Origin of the sequence: Serratia sp. Ag1 (genome assembly GCF_000743355.1) — a bacterium.
Taxonomy (GTDB): domain Bacteria; phylum Pseudomonadota; class Gammaproteobacteria; order Enterobacterales; family Enterobacteriaceae; genus Chania.
Genome location: NZ_JQEI01000026.1, coordinates 21,181 through 35,977, shown reverse-complemented (window position 1 = coordinate 35,977; position 14,797 = coordinate 21,181). Strand labels below are relative to the sequence as shown.

Annotated in this window: 15 protein-coding genes; 1 reads left to right on the top strand and 14 read right to left on the bottom strand. The window is 57.2% G+C overall.

Annotated elements, in window-relative coordinates:
- Positions 1-3: 3 nt before the first annotated feature.
- From hpaI to IV04_RS16275, 7 genes are all read right to left on the bottom strand, one after another.
- The gene (hpaI, locus tag IV04_RS16305) at positions 4-798 is read right to left on the bottom strand and encodes a 4-hydroxy-2-oxoheptanedioate aldolase (RefSeq protein WP_037398660.1); all 795 of its coding nucleotides are present in this window, start codon (positions 796-798) and stop codon (positions 4-6) included.
- A 51-nt stretch (positions 799-849) separates the two neighbouring features.
- Positions 850-1,653 (bottom strand): 2-oxo-hept-4-ene-1,7-dioate hydratase, encoded by an 804-nt coding sequence (gene hpaH, locus IV04_RS16300; protein ID WP_037398662.1) that lies wholly within the window; start codon positions 1,651-1,653, stop codon positions 850-852.
- A gap of 19 nt (positions 1,654-1,672) precedes the next feature.
- A complete protein-coding gene (locus tag IV04_RS16295) occupies positions 1,673-2,059 on the bottom strand; it encodes a 5-carboxymethyl-2-hydroxymuconate Delta-isomerase (protein WP_037398664.1) in 387 nt (128 codons plus the stop codon).
- Between the two features lie 9 nt (positions 2,060-2,068).
- Positions 2,069-2,926, bottom strand: coding sequence for a 3,4-dihydroxyphenylacetate 2,3-dioxygenase (hpaD, locus tag IV04_RS16290; RefSeq protein WP_037398666.1), 858 nt, complete (start codon positions 2,924-2,926; stop codon positions 2,069-2,071).
- A gap of 104 nt (positions 2,927-3,030) precedes the next feature.
- Positions 3,031-4,485: a 5-carboxymethyl-2-hydroxymuconate semialdehyde dehydrogenase gene (hpaE, locus tag IV04_RS16285; RefSeq protein WP_037398667.1), complete on the bottom strand. Its 1,455-nt coding sequence runs from the start codon at positions 4,483-4,485 to the stop codon at positions 3,031-3,033.
- On the bottom strand, positions 4,482-5,246 hold the full coding sequence (locus IV04_RS16280; protein ID WP_037398669.1) for a fumarylacetoacetate hydrolase family protein: 765 nt from the start codon (positions 5,244-5,246) through the stop codon (positions 4,482-4,484). The genes hpaE and IV04_RS16280 overlap by 4 nt, the downstream gene beginning before the upstream one ends.
- A gap of 2 nt (positions 5,247-5,248) precedes the next feature.
- Positions 5,249-5,881, bottom strand: a complete 633-nt coding sequence (locus IV04_RS16275; protein WP_037398671.1) for a fumarylacetoacetate hydrolase family protein — start codon at positions 5,879-5,881, stop codon at positions 5,249-5,251.
- A gap of 299 nt (positions 5,882-6,180) precedes the next feature.
- Between IV04_RS16275 and hpaR the strand changes: the two genes are divergently transcribed.
- Positions 6,181-6,633, top strand: coding sequence for a homoprotocatechuate degradation operon regulator HpaR (hpaR, locus tag IV04_RS16270; RefSeq protein WP_037398673.1), 453 nt, complete (start codon positions 6,181-6,183; stop codon positions 6,631-6,633).
- Between the two features lie 43 nt (positions 6,634-6,676).
- On the opposite strand, the gene IV04_RS16265 is transcribed toward hpaR, so the two are convergent.
- The 7 genes from IV04_RS16265 to IV04_RS16235 form a co-directional block, all read right to left on the bottom strand.
- Positions 6,677-7,462 carry a MoaF C-terminal domain-containing protein gene (locus IV04_RS16265; RefSeq protein WP_037398675.1) on the bottom strand — a complete coding sequence of 262 codons (786 nt, stop codon included), beginning with the start codon at positions 7,460-7,462 and terminating at the stop codon, positions 6,677-6,679.
- Positions 7,463-7,472: 10 nt separating this feature from the next.
- Positions 7,473-8,255: an SDR family NAD(P)-dependent oxidoreductase gene (locus IV04_RS16260; RefSeq protein WP_037398677.1), complete on the bottom strand. Its 783-nt coding sequence runs from the start codon at positions 8,253-8,255 to the stop codon at positions 7,473-7,475.
- Positions 8,248-8,835, bottom strand: coding sequence for a DUF3156 family protein (locus IV04_RS16255; RefSeq protein ID WP_037398679.1), 588 nt, complete (start codon positions 8,833-8,835; stop codon positions 8,248-8,250). The genes IV04_RS16260 and IV04_RS16255 overlap by 8 nt, the downstream gene beginning before the upstream one ends.
- Positions 8,810-10,303 carry an APC family permease gene (locus IV04_RS16250; protein WP_037398681.1) on the bottom strand — a complete coding sequence of 498 codons (1,494 nt, stop codon included), beginning with the start codon at positions 10,301-10,303 and terminating at the stop codon, positions 8,810-8,812. Before IV04_RS16250 ends, IV04_RS16255 begins: the two co-directional genes overlap by 26 nt.
- Before the next feature lie 372 nt (positions 10,304-10,675).
- Positions 10,676-11,179, bottom strand: a complete 504-nt coding sequence (locus tag IV04_RS16245) for a GNAT family N-acetyltransferase (RefSeq protein ID WP_037398684.1) — start codon at positions 11,177-11,179, stop codon at positions 10,676-10,678.
- A 156-nt stretch (positions 11,180-11,335) separates the two neighbouring features.
- Positions 11,336-14,212 carry a valine--tRNA ligase gene (locus IV04_RS16240; protein WP_037398685.1) on the bottom strand — a complete coding sequence of 959 codons (2,877 nt, stop codon included), beginning with the start codon at positions 14,210-14,212 and terminating at the stop codon, positions 11,336-11,338.
- Between the two features lie 13 nt (positions 14,213-14,225).
- Positions 14,226-14,675 (bottom strand): DNA polymerase III subunit chi, encoded by a 450-nt coding sequence (locus IV04_RS16235; protein ID WP_037398713.1) that lies wholly within the window; start codon positions 14,673-14,675, stop codon positions 14,226-14,228.
- Positions 14,676-14,797 lie beyond the last annotated feature (122 nt).

The following is a 14,797-nucleotide window of genomic DNA, read 5'->3' as shown; positions in this document are numbered from 1 at the left end:
CGATTAGTAAACGCCCGGGGGCTGCATAGCCGGTTTGCCCCGCTTGAATTGGCCTGCCAAGGATTCAGCCGCCCGCGCCAGCAGAGTGGTATCCACCCCAACGGCGACAAACAGCGCACCGGACTCCAGATAATGCTGCGCCAGTTCCAACTGCGCCGTCAGGATGCCGGGGGCTTTGCCAGCAGCGCTGATGCGTGCGATGGCGTCATCAATGGTGCGTTGCACTTCCGGGTGCTGCGGGTTGCCCGCAAAGCCCATATCCGCACTCAGATCCGCCGGGCCGATAAACACCCCGTCTACGCCTTCCACCTGTAAAATGGCGTCCAGATGGCTCACCGCTTCGCGGGTTTCGATCTGCACCAGCACGCACATCTGGCTGTCGGCCTGTTGCAGATAGTTGGGCACCCGGTTCCAGCGAGAAGCCCGTGCCAGCGCACTGCCCACGCCACGAATACCCTGTGGCGGATAGCGGGTAGCACGCACTGCGGCCTGCGCCTGCTCGGCGTTCTGGATCATCGGGATCAACAAGGTCTGCGCGCCGACATCCAGCAGTTGTTTGATCAACACCGCGTCGTTCCAGGCCGGGCGTACCACCGGGTGGCTGGGATAGGGCGCTATCGCCTGTAATTGGCCCAGCACCGTCTGCACATTGTTTGGTGCGTGCTCGCCGTCGATCAGCAGCCAGTCAAACCCGGATCCCGCCAGCAGTTCGGCGCTATAGCTGCTGCATAGCCCCAGCCACAGGCCAATCTGCGGGCGTTTTTCCTGCAAGGCCTGTTTAAATTGGTTAGTTAACATGGTGTTCTCCATCAGGTATTTCCCCCTCTCCTCTCAGGGAGAGGGGGGCGATCAGACAAAGCGGCAACTGATGCAACCCATCGGGCCATAGTCTGCATGGAAGGTATCGCCACGCCGTGCAGGCACTGGCCGGGTAAACGATCCCCCGAGGATGATCTGCCCGGCTTCCAGCTCTACGTCATGCGGGAACAGCTTATTCGCTAACCATGCCACGCCGTTGGCCGGGTGATTCAGCACCGCCGCCGCCACGCCAGACTCTTCAATCACCCCATTGCGATACAGCAACGCCGCGATCCAGCGCAGATCCAGCGCGTCCGGCTTGATTGGCCGCCCGCCCATTACCACGCCCGCGTTGGCAGCATTGTCTGAGATGGTGTCGAATACCTTGCGTGGCCGCTGGGTTTGCGGATCGACGTTGTGGCTGCGCGCATCGATGATCTCCAGCGCCGGGATCACGTAGTCGGTGGCGTTGTACACATCAAACAGCGTGCAGTTCGGCCCGCGCAGCGGTTTCGCCAGCACAAATGCCAGTTCCACTTCCACACGCGGCACAATAAAGCGATCGAAAGGAATATCGCTGCCGTCGTTGAAGAACATATCGTCCAGCAGCGCACCATAATCTGGCTCGGTGATCTGCGAACTCATCTGCATCGCGCGCGACGTCAGGCCGATCTTGTGGCCTTTCAAGGTGCGCCCTTCGGCAATCTTCAGCTCAACCCATTGGCGCTGGATGGCATAGGCATCTTCGATGGTGATCTCCGGGTGATCGAGCGACAGCGCACGGATCTGTTCCCGGTTCTGTTCCGCCTGATGCAGGCGCTGCACGGCTCGGCTCAGTACGTCTTTATCCAGCATGGATGGCCCTTCCTCTTATTCAGTTTTTACTAAACAGCGCGTGGACGTTGTTCTGCTTGTAATTCAGCACCGGATCCAGCTCTTCCAGGGTGAACGAGAGCGCCAGATAACGGTTGGCCATCAACGCAGCAAAATGATCCTTGATCAGGATAAACAGCATTTCTGCCACCTGTTGGCGGCTTTCCAGGCTGCGGCCATGGCCGATTTTCAGCGTCATATGCACGAAGGCGTAGTTCTGCTTGCCATCGGCCATCTGCCAGGTATCCAGCCAGATGGCGCGACTGCGGATGCCCGCCAGCGGGAAAATACCGGTTTCTGCCAGCGCGTGATGCACCTTGGCAAACAGCGCGGGCAAATCCGCCTCTTGGCGGATATTGTCAGTACATTCAGCATAAAAGTGGGGCATTCAGGCACCTCAGGCTTCAGCAGGGAGAGGGAACACAGCATTCACCTGCCCGGTACCGGAGCTGGCAAACAGTGGGGTGACAAACTCCACCTGGCCGTGGTACTGATCCCAGCCCAACAGGCCGAGCAGCATCACGGTGTCGTGCATGTTGCCTTCGCCGTAGCAGTAGTTGGCATACTCCGGCAGCATTTCGCAGAACTCGGGGAAGCGCCCTTCCGCCCACAGCTTCACCACGCGCTCATCCATTTGATGGTCAAACTCACGGGTGTAGCTGTTCATGCCCTGCTCGGCACGCTGATCGTCGATAAAACGGTGTGACAGCGAGCCGCTGGCCAGTACCGCCACGGTGCCGTCGTACTTCTCGATCGCGGTTCTGATCGCTTCGCCCATGCGGCGGCTGTCGGCAAAATCATGCACGGTACAGAAGGCAGAAATCGACACCACCTTGAAGTGTCGGTCGCTATTCATGTAACGCATCGGCACCAGCGTGCCGTATTCCAGTTCCAGGCTTGGGATCTCATGTGCCTTGGCGCGCACCCCGAGCTTGCAGGCTTCATCAGCGATCAGATGGCCCAGTTCCGGGTTGCCGTCATATTCATAGGCCATGTCGCGGATGAAGTGTGGCAGTTCGTTGCTGGTATATATCCCTTTGAAATGTGAGGTGCAGTTGATGTGGTAGGCGCTGTTCACCAGCCAATGGGTGTCGAATACGATAATGGTGTCGACGCCCAGTTCACGGCAGCGTGCACCGATCTCTTTATGGCCGTCGATGGCCGCCTGGCGACAGCCGTGGTGCTTACCCGGCAGCTCAGACAGATACATCGAGGGAACGTGTGTGATCTTTGCAGCTAATGCTAACTTACCCATATATCCTCCATACCCTTCATCTTTCAAATTGCAGCGTGGTCGGCTGCAATTCGAAATCTATTAGGTATATAAATCCTTGGTTAAACTAAAGGGCGCGGAACGAGTTACACGCCCCAGCGTGGGATCGGGTGATCCCCCATGGAGATACAGACGTTTTTCATTTCGGCAAACACCTCGAAGCTGTACTCGCCCCCTTCGCGCCCGGTGCCAGAGGCTTTCACCCCGCCAAACGGCTGACGCAAATCGCGGACGTTCTGGGTGTTGACGAACACCATCCCCGCCTCAATGTTGCGGGCCAGACGCAGTACCTTGCTCACATCCTGCGTCCAGATGTACGATGCCAGGCCATACTCCACATCGTTGGCCATGCGCAGGCCGTCTTCTTCTGATCTGAACGGCAGGAGGCAGGCCACTGGCCCGAAAATCTCCTCCTGCGCGACGCGCATACGGTTGTCGACATCCGCCAGCACCGTCGGGCGCAGGAAGTTGCCGTGGCTCAGGCCCGCCGGTTTGTCCGGGCCGCCCGCCAACAGGGTTGCCCCCTCTTCAATGCCCAGGCGGATATAGCCAGAAACTTTGTCCCAGTGCTGCGGGCTGATCAGCGCCCCCACCTGAGTAGTGGGATCTTGCGGATCGCCAACGCGCAAGCGGTTGGTACGCTCGGCAAAGCGTTTGACGAATTCCGGGTAGATGCTCTGCTGAATAAAAATGCGCGAACCGGCGGTGCAGCGTTCACCGTTAATGGAGAAAATGGTGAACAGCGCAGCGTCCAACGCACGCTCAATGTCGGCATCTTCAAAGATCAGCACCGGCGATTTGCCGCCCAGTTCCATCGAGAACTTCTTCAGCCCGGCGCTTTCAATAATGCGGCGACCCGTCGAGGTACCACCGGTGAATGACACCGCCCGCACGTCTTTATGGCGCACCAGCGCGTCCCCTGCGGTCGCACCGTAGCCCTGCACCACATTCAGCACCCCGGCAGGGATCCCGGCCTCTAACGCCAGTTCCCCCAGACGGTCGGCGGTCAGCGGCGACAATTCGGACATTTTCAGCACTGCGGTGTTGCCCAATGCCAGACAAGGCGCGGTCTTCCAGGTCGCGGTCATAAACGGCACGTTCCACGGCGACACCAGCGCACACACGCCTACCGGCTGGATCAGCGTGTAGTTGAGCATTTTGTCGTCCACCGGGTAGGTGCGGCCATTCATCTGCTGGCAGATTTCGGCAAAGAACTCAAAGTTGTGTGAAGCGCGCGGGATCAAGACATTTTTGGTCTGATGGATCGGCAAACCGGTATCGGCGGTTTCCATCTCGGCAATCTGCGGTACGTTCTGGTCGATCAGTTCACCCAGGCGGCGCATCAGGCGTGCACGCTCTTTCATCGGCGTATTGGCCCATTTCGGGAAAGCCTCTTTAGCCGCAGCCACCGCCTGATCGATTTCCAACTGGCCGCCGGAAGCCACTTCCGCCAGCACTTCACCGTTGGCCGGGTTGGTGGTGGTAAAATATTCTTTACTGGCGACGTTTTTACCGTTGATCCAATGGTTGATGGTTTTCATCTCAGGCTCTCCTCGTACTCTTTTTCACTGATAATGTGGTTGACCAAACGGCCAATGCCTTCGATCTCCACCACCACTTCGTCACCTGGTTGCACATCAGCCAAGCCTTTTGGCGTGCCGGTGGCGATCATATCGCCCGGGTGCAACGTCATGAATTCGCTCAGGTAAGCAATCAGGAATGGAATATCAAAGATCATGTCAGCGGTGGTACCGCGCTGGCGCAGTTCACCGTTGACGTAGGTGCTGAGCGTCAGGTTGTGTGGATCGTTAACATCGTCACGATCGACGATGTACGGGCCGATCGGCGTCAACGTATCGCGGCTCTTTACCCGCAGATTGGGCCGGTAGTAGTTTTCCAGATAGTCGCGGATCGCGTAGTCGTTACACAGGGTGTAACCGGCCACATATTCCATGGCCTGCTCGCGGCTGACGTTGCGCGCGGTTTTGCCGATCACCGCCACCAGCTCGGCTTCGTAGTGCATGTAATCAACGCCCGCCGGGCGTACCGATACCTGGCGGTGACCGGTCAGCGTGTTTGGCCCTTTGAGGAATACCAGCGGTTCTTCCGGCGCTTTAAACTCCAGCTCACTGGCGTGATCGGCGTAATTCAGGCCGAGGGCAAACACCGTGCCCTGCGCGGGCGGCAGCCATTCAACGTCGTATTCATCAAGCGTGCTGCCGTCTGGCAGCGTAATCTGCAAATGGTCATCAACGGTGACGTTAACAATCTGGCCCTGGTGGCGGATACGAGCGTGTTTCATGATTATTCTCCTACCTGCATCACGCGGTTAGTCAGGGTTGGTAAAGGTGAGCCTACGGCACGCACCGTGACTTGATCGCCCGGTTTGATTTCCACCCGCTGGTGCGGCGTACCCACCAACACCGCGTCGCCCGGTTGCAGAGTAATGAAGTCGCTGATGGCGGCGATCAGTTCCGGCACCGAACGCACCAGATCGGCGGTTGACCAGCGATCCTGTTCTACCCCGTTGATTTCGGTGACGATCTGCAATTGCTCGACATGGCTCAATGGCACCACTTCGCCGAGCGGGCAGAAACCGTCGCGGCATTTGGCTTTGATCGCCGGGCGGTAAAAACTGGTTTCCGGCAGGCTAACGTCGTTCGCCAGCGCGTAACCGGCGATATAATCAGCCACCTTCGCAACCGGTACTTTACGGGCGGTGCTGCCGATCACGACCGCCAGCGTCGCGCCACTTTGCACGGTTTCACCGGCAGGAAACGGAATGCTGCCGCCATTGATGAGATGGGTATTACGCGGTTTGATAAACCATACCGGCGTCTTTGGCGGAGTTTGATACGGGGCCGCGCGAAACGCCTGATCCCAGGCATCAAGCTGGCTACGGTGATTTAGTGCAACGGAGAATACGGTGCCTTTCATAGAAACTCCTTCGATGGCAAAAACAGCGCAGTCACTATTCATTAATATGTTAATAATTACTTTTATACGCTGTTCAGCTTTTACGCAATGCGGTTAATTTAATTTGTGATCGCGATAACGAAATATTCACAAAATAAAAACATTGCTGCTATTATTCAATCCGTTAACTTTTTACAGGGTTTTATTTCATTACGGCGGGTACTTTTACTTCCTCCCGTGCTGCAAAGTTGGCTACTATTAAGTTGTTAACAAAACCCCTCTTCAACAGACTGAACGTTTTGAAAGTAAAGGCCATATACATGCATGAATCGCTCACCATCGCCCTGTTGCAGGCGCGTGAAACCGCTATGGGGTTCTTCCGACCGATCCTGAAAAGCCATAATCTGACGGAACAGCAATGGCGTATCATTCGCGTGTTGGCCAATAACCGTTCGATTGAGTTCCACGAACTGGCCGCAGCAACCTGTATCCTGCGCCCCAGCCTGACCGGTATTCTGTCACGCATGGAGCGGGACAAACTGATCTTCCGCCTTAAGCCAGTCAACGATCAGCGCAAGCTGTACGTCTCGCTGACCCAGCAGGGCCAAGAGCTGTATGAATTGGCACGCCATCAGGTGGAACAGGGGTATCAGGAAATTGAAGCGGCGTTTTCGCGCCAGAAGATGGAGCAACTGATGGGGTTGCTGGGGGAATTGACTCAGTTAGGTGATAAACAACCAGACGACACAGCGATTGATTCCGACGAGCAGTAACTAGAGCTGCAGCCAACGGCGCTGCAACTCGTTATCGATCGGGTTACGGGTGCTGAGTGATATTCAGGATCTGCGCATGAGCGCCCACGGCAAAGTTGCTCAACGCGTTGAAATCACTGCCCTGATAGCCAAGGATCTTGCCATCGGTGCGCATGCTTTGCAGATCGATCATCACCACGCCGAGCGTCGGCACGATCTTTTCGCGCCAGACGAACAGGTAGAGCTTTTCAGCTACTTTCACATAATGGCAGCGATCAACATCCGCCAGCCCTTTTTCCACGCCATCTAAACACTGCCAGGCGTAGAAATTGTCATTCAGATAGATATGTTCGTAACGTTCGGTCGGGCTGTAGGTATACAGATTACGCATGCCGATCAGTTCGTTAGTCAACTGCGGCAACGGCGCGGTACTGCGATCCAAACGGCCAAAACGCAGTTCCACCTCCACCGCCGTCAATGGCAACCCCTGTTCAACCCGGGTGAAAGCGTCTAACCGCACCTGCGTTTCATCAGGTAATTGGCCATACACTGCGGTGAAATTGCCCTGCTGGCGATCGCACACCAACGTGATGCTGCCGTTGGCACGCTGCGGTTCGAGAAAATCGATAAACAGGATCCCCGAGCGGATACTGGTAGCACGATAATCAACGCGCTGCTCCGCCCACTGCAGGGTTTGGTCGTCATTGAAAGAGCAGTTCACCGTTTCCCCTGCGGAGAAATGGAAAACCAGCTCAACACCGGCCAAATCCTGCTGTTCCAGCGTATGGCTGTGCGGGGCAAAGCCTTCCGCCAGTGCGCCAACCTGAATAAATACCGCTTCTGAACTCATCTGTTGCTCCTTACAAAGAGGTAAAAGCTAGGGTAGGGACATCGACAATCGTCGCACCGCCATCGGCCACCAGCGTCGCGCCGGTAATAATCGATGCCTGCGGCGAACAGAGGAACCGGCACACCTGCGCAATTTCTTCAGCGCTGGCCGGGCGGCGCAGCGGTACATCGCGGCAGACCAGCTGGTAAGCCTGTTCCAGCGTTACGTTGTGTGCCGCCATCAGCGGCTGCATCTCTTCATCAGCCATTGGTGTGGTCACCCAACCTGGGCATACCGCATTGGCACGCACGCCCTGCGGGCCGTAATCGCGGGCGATAGAACGCATCAGGCCGATCAACGCATGTTTAGCCGTCACGTAGCCACAAACCTCTGGCCCGGCGGCCAATGAAGCGATCGAGGCGACAAACAACAAATTGCCACCGCGCTTCACCAGTTCCGGCAAACAAGCGCGCGCACTGGCAAAGGCGCTGTTAAGATTGCTGTCCAATGCCTGCTGCCACTGGCTGTCGCTCATTTCGGTAATACGCCCCAACCCCATACCACCAGCGCAACCGATCAGGCAGTCGATACGCCCGGCCTGGGTTAAAATTGCCGGTAAGATCGTCTGCTGCCAGCTTTCGCCGCTGGCGGCGTCGCCCACCACGGCCTGCGCACCGATCTCATCCGCCAGCGCGTTCAGCGGCGCATGGCGGCGGCCAATGATAAACACCCGGTCGCCCTGCTGTGCCAGCAACCGCGCGCAGGCGGCACCAATGCCGGTGCCACCGCCGGTAATCACCACCACTCTACTCATCGCATTTCTCCATCAACTGGCTGAACATCAGGAAGCAGCTCAGCAGCAAACGCCGCTGTTCGGCCTCCAACCGCAAATAGCGGCGGCTGGCGGGCAAGCGGCTGACCACTTCGGAAGCGGCAAAATGTTCAATCTCCAACTGCCAGAGCCCCTGTTGCACGGTGAACGTGACGCGGCGGAAATCGAGCTGCTCCAAGGTGGCTGCGATTTGTGGATATTGGTGCAACAAAGCAAGCAGCCGCTGAGCACCCTGATGGTGAGCTTTGGTGCGATAAATCACGCCATTGCGGCGTAACCAACCGCCGGTAATCACCTTCAGCACCAACGGTTCTGCCAAGCGGGTGCGGCCCTGCAGGCGAAAACGGTGGGTGACGATATGCGCCAGAAACAGCGATTGCACCTGCTCGTAGATATCAATGGTCGGCCCCTGCGGCAGTGTCAGCCGCAGTTGGCTGCCCGCCAGCCGCTCGCAGGCATAGGGCTGCAGATTATGGGCCAGACGGTTCAGAGTGGCCCCCGGTTGATAGCCGGGAGGATCGCGCCGCCAAACGCGATTAAGTGAGGGAAGTAAGCCGATCAAACGCCACCTCCTCATTTTCCGCTCTGGCAAAGGCACGTTCCAGCACTTCTTCAACCGGCACCGGTTTAAACGGGTTCACTCTCTGCACGCACAAAGTCCAGAACAGCGCATAAGCAGCCGTCAGGCCAATCATGATACCGAACGGAATATAGACATCACGCGGGTTCATACCCGGCGGTGTGATGTAGCAGATCGCCAGCACGATACCGATGCTGGAAACAATCTGCGGCAGCGGGAACCAAGGGGATTTATAGGCACGCGGCAAATCCGGGCGGCGGATACGCAGGATCACCACCGAACAGGTGACCAGCAGATAGGCCACGCCCCAGGCACACACTGCGGCCAGCACCATCGGAATGATGCGATCGAGATTGCCCTGAATGGCGATGGCATGCACACAAGGGATCAACACTGCAGCGGCAATCGCAACCACCGGGGTTTTAAACCGTGGATGCAGGTAAGCAAAAATGCGCGGCAGCGCACCGTCCAGCACCATGCCGTACATGATGCGTGGCACCGCTGCCATCAGGGTGTTGATGGTGGCGGCACCGGCCAGCAGCAACCCGACGCCGAGCCAGTATTTGCCAAAGTCCCCCATTACCCGGCCAGCAAATGCCGGGATGGCCATCGGTGTATCCAGCAGATGGACGTTATTGGCAGCATCAAGCACCACGTTCTCCACCTGATGGCTCAGTGCGGCACCGTACAACGCCATACAGGTCGCCACACCGCACAGCCCCAACGACATGGCGCGCGGAATAACGCGGTGTGAGCGTTTAATCTCCGGTGCCATCGGCGTCACCAGTTCGCAGCCGACAAACATGAACATCGCCATGCCCACCAGGCTGAATACCGCCAGCGGATCGCCCACGTCGAGCGTACTGCCGAACCAGCCCTCCAGCGGCACCGCATGGGGTAACAGCAGCCCGGCGATCGAGAAGATCATCAGCGTGGTCCACATGCAGAACGTCAGTACCACTTCCGCTTTGCCGAAGGCCTCAATACCCAATGCATTCAGCAGACCAAAGATGATCACCAGGCCGATGCCGATCGTCCAAGACGCATTGTGGCTTTCCACCAGGGTATTGAGATGCTCAAAGTTCACCAGCGCCATGATGCCGGAGAGAATGGTTTCAGCGGTGCCAGCAAAGATATGCACGATCAGATAGGCCGACAGGGTGCCGGTAATAGCAAAAAACCGCCCCATCCCGCAGGAAATATAGTCATATACCGAACCGGTGGTCGGCATAATCGCCGCCGCTTCGGAGAAGGTAGTCAGTTGCGCTTGCATCATGATAAAGGCGATCAACATCGCCAGCGCGAAGGTATCGCCACCGATGCCAAAACCGCTGGTCACGGTCAGGATCACCGGGCTGGCCATAATCACCCCAACCGAACTGGCTAGCGTGGTGGGGAACCCGACCTTACCCCGTTCAAGCTGGGCATGAAGCCGTGACGACAGGTTCATGGTTGCTTCCTCTTTATAGTGTTTGACCCGCAGTGGTTAACTGGTGTTGTGGCCACCAAAGGCGGCAATATCACTATAGGAAGGAAAGGAAAACACTGACTATCGTCCTTAAGGACGATGCGGATTAACTTGCGGTTGATATCACAGGCAGGCAACCCGTTAGCTTCTCGGTGCCATGATGATGCAGGGCCCAAAATGGGCCCTCAGACTGTTGATAAAGCCTGTTATTAGGGGGAGCGTGCCGAAGGGGTCGTAGCGGCGTAAGCCGCCGGAGCGCCCCTCGGTGCGCTAGACCCGGGTATCTCGGATTAAAAAGCCACTTTGTCATCAACCTCAGGGCCCAAAATGGGCCCTGTAGGAAAGCGGTGAAGGTTAAAGCGTTTTGAGCATGGTGACTTCGCAGTCGCCGTGACCAGTACAGCCCATGGCGTGATTGATATGCTCAAAGCCAAGGTGCTCATACAGGCCGATCGCCTGTTGCAGAGTCGCCGTGGTTTCTAAATAACAACGGCGAAACCCTTGTTCACGGGCAAACTCCAGCGCCTGTAACGCCAGGCGTTTTGCCAGACCTTGACCACGTAACTCTGGCAGGAAATACATTTTCTGTAATTCGCAAACGTCAGCTTCGCCGCCCTGCAGCGGTGCAATGCCACCACCGCCCGCAACCCGGCCATCAATCTCTACCACCCAATACGCGCTGAGTGGCTGGCTATAGGTTTGGTATAACGTGTCCAGATTGGGATCGGAAACGGTATAACCCTTATCCGCCGTCAGGCCATGTTCGGCAGAGACTTCGCGAATGACGTGAGCAATAGCGGCGTTGTCATCCGCCGTTATTGGGCGCACCAGAAGACACACTGGGGTTGCTGTTGTCATGTTTACACTCGCCATCAAGATCATTGTTATTGCGGCATGATCCGCACTTGGTGCTTTTTAATACCATCTCAGGCCAACTGTTGGCAATCGAGATAAAAAAACAGCGGGGAAATCACCCGCTGTTTTTACTCGGCTACCTGGCCACCCCAGCGGCAGTTACAGCGCGGCGATGGTCGCCTGTTGTTCCTGCAGCTTCAGTTTGCCTTCCTGGCAGGCAGCCAGACGCTCGCGCTCTTTCACGACCACCGCCTCCGGCGCACGGGCCACAAAGCCTTCGTTAGACAGCTTGCCTTCGATAGAGGCGATCTCGGCGTCCAGTTTGCCCATCTCTTTGGTCAGGCGTGCGATCTCGGCGTCTTTGTCAATAAAGCCCGCCATCGGGATCAGCAACTCCGCGCCTTCCACCAGTTTGGTGACCGATACCGGGCCTTTATCGCCAGCAGGCAACAGGCTGATGGATTCCAAACGTGCCAGCCTCTCGATAAAGCTCTGGTTTTCCTGCACGCGACGCGCAGCATCGCCGTTAGCGTTGCGCAGCAACACTTCCAGCATTTTGCTTGGCGCAATGTTCATCTCGGCACGGATGTTACGCACCGCAGTGATTGCCTGCTTGATCCACTCCAGATCGTTCAGCGCCTGTTGGTCTTCCAGCGCAGCATCATAGGCCGGGAATGGCTGCAGCATGATGGTATCTGCGGTTTCGCCGGTCAGAGGCTTCACGCGCTGCCAAATGGTTTCGGTGATAAATGGAATGATCGGGTGCGCCAAACGCAGCAGCACTTCCAGCACGGTGATCAGCGTATGGCGCGTGCCGCGCTGCTCCGCTTCGCTGCCGTTGCTGACCACTGGCTTGGTCAGTTCCAGATACCAGTCACAGAACTGGTTCCAGGTGAATTCATACAGAATGCCTGCCGCAATATCAAAGCGATAGGTGTCCAGCGCTTCACGATAGGCTTTCACCGTGCGGTTGAATTCGGCCAGGATCCAGCGATCGGCCAGCGAAAGCTGCATCTCACCGCCGTTGAAGCCACAATCATGTGCTTCGGTGTTCATCAGCACAAAGCGGCTGGCGTTCCACAGCTTGTTACAGAAGTTACGGTAACCTTCCAGGCGCTTCATGTCCCAGTTGATATCACGACCAGTCGAAGCCAACGCTGCCAGAGTAAAGCGCAGGGCGTCGGTGCCGTGCGGCTCAATACCGTTCGGGAACTGCTTCTCGGTACGTTTGCGGATCTTCTCTGCCAACTGCGGCTGCATCATGTTGCCGGTGCGTTTTTCCAGCAGATCTTCCAGCGAGATGCCGTCTACCATATCCAGTGGATCGATCACGTTGCCTTTCGACTTGGACATCTTCTGCCCTTCGTCGTCGCGGATCAGACCGGTCATGTACACGGTTTTGAACGGCACCTGCGGCTTGCCGTCTTCATCTTTGATGAAGTGCATGGTCAGCATGATCATGCGGGCAATCCAGAAGAAGATGATGTCGAAACCGCTGACCATCACGCTGGTCGGGTGGAAAGTTTTCAGCGCTGCGGTCTGCTCTGGCCAACCCAGCGTGGAGAAGGTCCACAGGCCGGAAGAGAACCAGGTATCCAGCACGTCTTCATCCTGATTAAGTGCGATGTCGGCACTCAGGTTGTTTTCGCGACGCACTTCTTCTTCGCTACGGCCCACGTACACGTTGCCGTTAGCGTCGTACCAGGCCGGGATACGGTGGCCCCACCACAGTTGGCGCGAAATACACCAGTCCTGAATGTCGCGCATCCAACTGAAGTACATGTTTTCGTACTGCTTCGGCACGAACTGGATTTCGCCCTGCTCAACCGCTTCTACCGCCACTTTCGCCAGCGGCGCGGTGCGCACGTACCATTGATCGGTGAGCATTGGCTCGATCACCACACCACCACGGTCGCCGTAAGGCACGGTCAGATCGTGCGGTTTGATTTCGTCCAACAGGCCAAGCTCGTCAAAAGCTGCTACCACGGCTTTACGCGCGGCAAAACGCTCCAGGCCACGGAACTGGGCTGGCAGCTCGCTGCTGTAGGCGGTGCTGGTTTCGCCCAAGGTATCGAACACTTCGGCTTCCTGACGGATATCACCGTCGAAAGTCAGGATGTTGATCATCGGCAAACCGTGGCGCTTACCCACTTCGTAGTCGTTGAAATCGTGCGCCGGGGTGATCTTCACACAACCGGTGCCCTTTTCCATATCGGCATGCTCATCACCCACGATGCGGATACGGCGGTTAACCAGTGGCAGGATGATCTCTTTACCAATCAGATCCTTATAACGCGGATCTTCCGGGTTGACCGCGACACCGGTATCACCCAGCACGGTTTCCGGGCGCGTGGTAGCCACCACCAGGTAATCCTTGCCTTCAGCGGTGGTTGCGCCGTCAGCCAGCGGGTAACGCAGGTGCCACATGGAACCTTTGGATTCGCGGTTTTCCACTTCCAGATCGGAGATGGCGGTGCGCAGCTTCGGATCCCAGTTCACCAGGCGCTTGCCACGGTAGATCAGATCTTCTTTATACAGGCGGACAAACACTTCTTTCACCGCGTTGGACAGACCATCGTCCATGGTGAAGCGCTCGCGCTCCCAATCAACCGAGTTACCGAGGCGGCGCATCTGGCGGGTAATGGTGCCGCCAGATTCTGCCTTCCACTGCCAGATTTTCTCGATGAATGCATCGCGACCATAATCGTGGCGGGTTTTGCCTTCTTCTGCGGCGATCTTGCGCTCAACCACCATCTGGGTGGCGATCCCGGCATGGTCGGTACCTGCCTGCCACAGGGTGTTTTTGCCCTGCATGCGCTGGTAGCGGATCATGGTATCCATGATGGTCTGCTGGAACGCGTGGCCCATGTGCAGGCTGCCGGTGACGTTCGGCGGCGGGATCATGATGCAGAAGCTTTCCTGGCTGGTATCGCCATTCGGTTTGAAATAACCCTGGCTTTCCCAGTGATCGTACAGCTTCTGTTCGATCTGTGTCGGGTCGTAGGCGGTATCGAGATGACTGTTTGTCTTTTCCATTGTGCTTCGTTGTTCAGTAAGTTGGCGGCGTGGCCGTGGTCAAATGGAAGCCGACGCTGCGATAGGCTTTGTAACGTTCGCGCGCCAACTGTTTCAAGGTGTCTTCGTAAGGAACGAAGTCTACCACTTCATGGAAAGCAGTAGCAAAATCTACAAACTGCGGCAGCAGGGCGATCAGCAGATCGCGCGGGGCATTGCCGCGTTTGCCGGGCCAGCACAACTCGACCGGCGCGCCATAGCTCGGCCCTTCGCCCGCGAGGTTGTGCGGCACAAACTGGTGCGGCTCGCGCTGCCACAGCACTTCGTCCAGCCGTTGGGCCTGTTCCTGGCTTTCACAGGCAATCAGCACCCGCTGGCCTGCGCGCCAGCGTTCGGCGGCAACGGCGCAGGCCACCGCCTCGTGTGCACTGAGCGCGCCAACGGGATCGGGGTGTTCGAGGAGGTAGAACGTTGCCTGTTTCATATACCCTTCATCTTTCAAGCCGCAGCTGTGTTGGCTGCCCTCCCTCACCCCAGTCACTTACTGATGTAAGCTCCTGGGGATTCCTTCGGTTGCCGACTTGCTGCAACTTGAAAGCTATTGGG

What these genes read in the sequence shown, in the direction of transcription:
- hpaD (WP_037398666.1), bottom strand. Translation starts at nt 2,926, where the DNA reads ATGGGTAAGTTAGCATTAGCTGCAAAGATCACACACGTTCCCTCGATG.
- hpaI (WP_037398660.1), bottom strand. Translation starts at nt 798, where the DNA reads ATGTTAACTAACCAATTTAAACAGGCCTTGCAGGAAAAACGCCCGCAG.
- IV04_RS16245 (WP_037398684.1), bottom strand. Translation starts at nt 11,179, where the DNA reads ATGACAACAGCAACCCCAGTGTGTCTTCTGGTGCGCCCAATAACGGCG.
- IV04_RS16250 (WP_037398681.1), bottom strand. Translation starts at nt 10,303, where the DNA reads ATGAACCTGTCGTCACGGCTTCATGCCCAGCTTGAACGGGGTAAGGTC.
- IV04_RS16260 (WP_037398677.1), bottom strand. Translation starts at nt 8,255, where the DNA reads ATGAGTAGAGTGGTGGTGATTACCGGCGGTGGCACCGGCATTGGTGCC.
- hpaH (WP_037398662.1), bottom strand. Translation starts at nt 1,653, where the DNA reads ATGCTGGATAAAGACGTACTGAGCCGAGCCGTGCAGCGCCTGCATCAG.
- hpaR (WP_037398673.1), top strand. Translation starts at nt 6,181, where the DNA reads ATGCATGAATCGCTCACCATCGCCCTGTTGCAGGCGCGTGAAACCGCT.
- IV04_RS16275 (WP_037398671.1), bottom strand. Translation starts at nt 5,881, where the DNA reads ATGAAAGGCACCGTATTCTCCGTTGCACTAAATCACCGTAGCCAGCTT.
- IV04_RS16295 (WP_037398664.1), bottom strand. Translation starts at nt 2,059, where the DNA reads ATGCCCCACTTTTATGCTGAATGTACTGACAATATCCGCCAAGAGGCG.
- hpaE (WP_037398667.1), bottom strand. Translation starts at nt 4,485, where the DNA reads ATGAAAACCATCAACCATTGGATCAACGGTAAAAACGTCGCCAGTAAA.
- IV04_RS16235 (WP_037398713.1), bottom strand. Translation starts at nt 14,675, where the DNA reads ATGAAACAGGCAACGTTCTACCTCCTCGAACACCCCGATCCCGTTGGC.
- IV04_RS16265 (WP_037398675.1), bottom strand. Translation starts at nt 7,462, where the DNA reads ATGAGTTCAGAAGCGGTATTTATTCAGGTTGGCGCACTGGCGGAAGGC.
- IV04_RS16240 (WP_037398685.1), bottom strand. Translation starts at nt 14,212, where the DNA reads ATGGAAAAGACAAACAGTCATCTCGATACCGCCTACGACCCGACACAG.
- IV04_RS16280 (WP_037398669.1), bottom strand. Translation starts at nt 5,246, where the DNA reads ATGAAACACGCTCGTATCCGCCACCAGGGCCAGATTGTTAACGTCACC.